2 protein-coding genes are annotated in these 3,093 nt (G+C 55.7%); both read right to left on the bottom strand.

The window, feature by feature from the left end:
• Positions 1–219 (bottom strand): SHOCT domain-containing protein (locus BDE01S_RS11795; protein ID WP_169798090.1); only part of this gene is annotated, 219 nt, incomplete at its 3' end.
• Between the two features lie 156 nt (positions 220–375).
• Complete coding sequence (pepN, locus tag BDE01S_RS09440; RefSeq protein WP_066080745.1) at positions 376–3,000, bottom strand: aminopeptidase N; 2,625 nt, start codon at positions 2,998–3,000, stop codon at positions 376–378.
• Positions 3,001–3,093: the final 93 nt, after the last annotated feature.

The raw sequence follows: 3,093 nt of genomic DNA on the forward strand, positions 1-3,093 counted from the left end.
TGGGGGGGGGGGGGGTAAATCCGGCTCTGCGCTTTCTTGTTGGCTGTTTTGTGCCAACAGGCGCTGCTTTTGCTGCTGGAATTCTTCTTCGGTCAAGATGCCTTTGTCGCGCAGCTCGGCCAAGCGCACCAGTTCGTCGGTTAAGTTGGGTTTTTCCATTTTTCTGCCTGTTATTGAAATAAAATGAGTGTTGACGATTTTACAATCATAAACACTCATCGGCAAGGTTGATTGTTTTATGTAAACCTGTGCTAACGCTTGCTCCGTATCGTCGGTATGGCTGGCGGTTTATTGCCTTATATCAACCTGACGAACTGGTTATCGGGCGTGGAATTGACCGCCCGACACCGTTTGCACATGGTTTTTCAGACGGCCTCAGGCCAGGATTTTGCCCACAATCTCGGCCACGTCTTTCGACAAGCCCTCTTGCGCGGCGATGCCTTGCAATTCGGCACGCATTAAGGCGCGGCGTTTGGGTTCGAGCTTGTTGCAGATATTGAACGCCTGCACCAGCCTTGCCGCCACCTGCGGATTAAAGCGGTCGATTTCCAACACTTTTCCGGCCAAAAAGGCATAACCGCTACCGTTTTCCGCATGGAAATGCGGCACGTTGCGGCTGAACGCGCCCAGCAGCGAACGCGCTTTGTTCGGGTTTTCCAAGCTGAATTTCAGATGGCTCAATGCCGTCTGAACCTGCTGGAGCGTATCGCTGCGGCGGCTGGAGCCGATGAGCGTGAAATATTTGTCCATCACCAGCGCGTCATCGGCGAATTTGGCGGCGAATTTATCCAGCAACTCATTGCGTTTGCCGCTTTCATGATGGTTGGCGGCCGAGAGCATGCCCCATTCGTGGGTCATGTTTTGCGCCATTTTGTCGTATTCGAGCGCGATAAAGTCTATGGTTTTCGGCTCGGCGCGCAAGGCCAGCGCACGCATCGCATTCCGCAACACACGCCATCCGGCGCGGTCGGGTTCGTATTCGTACACTTCACCGCCGCCCTGCTCTTCCTGATCCTGTGCCGTCAGGCGCAATTCGGCGATCTCGTTGGCGTAGGTTTGCGCGATTAAATCCAGCAAAGCCTCCCGCGCCCGATAAACGCGCATCGGGTCGATGTCGCTGCCGTCCGCCCACAATTCGGATTCAGACGGCACTTGCAGCAGCAGGGTTTTAAACGCGGGATTCACATCGGCGCGCAACACATAGCCCACCGCCGCCAGCAATTCGCCGTGCCCGGGCAGCGGCACGCCCTGCGAGAGCGCGTGTTCATTGGCACCCACTGCGCGGCGGTACAGCGTTTGCGCCGCCTCCCAACGGGCAAACGCATCGGTGTCGTGCGACAGCAGCAAGGCCAGCTCCGCATCACTGTACGGATAATTCAAATGCACCGGCGCGGAAAAACCGCGCAGCAGCGACGGCACGACTTTCCGCCCCACGCCTGCCAGCGTAAATTCCTGCTCGGCTTCGGTGACAACCAATACCGCTTCGTTCACAATCGCGCCCTGATAGCCGAAGGCCGTCTGAACGCCGCTTTCCGCATCCAGCAAGGCCACTTTCAGCGGCATCATCATCGGCTGCTTTTCCGCCATATCGGGCGTGGCGGGAATGCTTTGTTTGACGTTCAACACATAATCGCCGTTGTCTTTCAGACGGCCTGTAACAGCCAACACCGGCGTACCGGCCTGGCTGTACCACAGCGCGAATTGGTCGAGGTTGACGCCGTTCGCATCCGCCATCGCCGCGCGGAAATCATCACAGGTGACCGCCTGCCCGTCGTGGCGTTGGAAATACAGTTTCATGCCCTTTTGGAAACCCTCTTCGCCCAGCAGCGTGTGATACATACGCACCACTTCCGCGCCTTTCTCATACACGGTCATGGTGTAAAAATTGTTCATTTCCTCATAGCTGGCGGGGCGCACCGGATGAGCCGTCGGACCCGCATCTTCGGGAAACTGGTGCTGGCGCAACAGGCGCACGTTTTCAATACGCCGCACCTCGCGGCCGGCGCGGTCGCCCGAAAACTCCTGATCGCGGAACACCGTCAGACCCTCTTTGAGCGAAAGCTGGAACCAGTCGCGGCAGGTGACGCGGTTGCCCGTCCAATTGTGGAAATACTCATGCCCGATAACCGACTCGATACCCTCGAAATCCGCATCGGTCGCGGTTTGGCTGTCGGCCAGCACATATTTGGTGTTGAAAATATTCAAACCCTTGTTTTCCATCGCACCCATATTGAAGTCGCCGACGGCCACCACCATAAACACATCCAAATCGTATTCCAAACCGAAGCGCGCCTCGTCCCACTTCATCGCATGTTTCAACGACTCCACCGCAAACGGCACTTTCGGCTTGTCCGCTTCCGTCGTGTAAAACTCAACCGCCACCTCGCGCCCGCTCTGCGTGGTAAACGTATCTTTCGTCACCGCCAAATCGCCCGCCACCAAAGCAAACAAATAGCTCGGCTTGGCAAAAGGATCCACCCATTTCACCCAATGGCGGCCGTCTGAAAGATTACCGCCGTCGATTTTATTCCCGTTGGAAAGCAGCACCGGATAACGCTTCTTATCCGCCGTGATGGTGGTGGTGAATTTCGACATCACATCCGGACGGTCGGGATAAAACGTCATCTTGCGGAAACCCTCCGGCTCGCACTGGGTAAACAGATTGCCGCCGCTCTCATACAAGCCCATCAGCGATTTGTTTTCCTGCGGCAGCAGGCGCGTTTCCACCTCCACCACAAAACTTTCAGACGGCACATCGCGCACCGTCAGCTTTTCGTTTGCCAAATCCAGCTCATAAGCCACCGTTTCGCCGTCGATTTTCAGCGACAGCAGCTCCGCCGAACCGTCTAACACCAACGGCTCGCCCGCCCTTTTCGGATTCACCACCAAGCGCGACTTTACCTGCGTATGGCTGTCGAAAATATCGAAATGCAGATCGGTTTTGCACACCTCGTATGCAGGGGATCGGTAGTCTTTCAAATAGTGGACGGTTTTACTCATTTCTTCTCTGCTTTCAAAACACGGAAATAAAAAAGTATATGGTTTCAGACGGCCGGGTTTCAAGGCTAAGGATGATATAAAAGGCCGTCTGAA

Origin of the sequence: Bergeriella denitrificans NBRC 102155 (genome assembly GCF_001592185.1) — a bacterium.
In the GTDB taxonomy this organism is placed as follows: domain Bacteria; phylum Pseudomonadota; class Gammaproteobacteria; order Burkholderiales; family Neisseriaceae; genus Neisseria; species Neisseria denitrificans.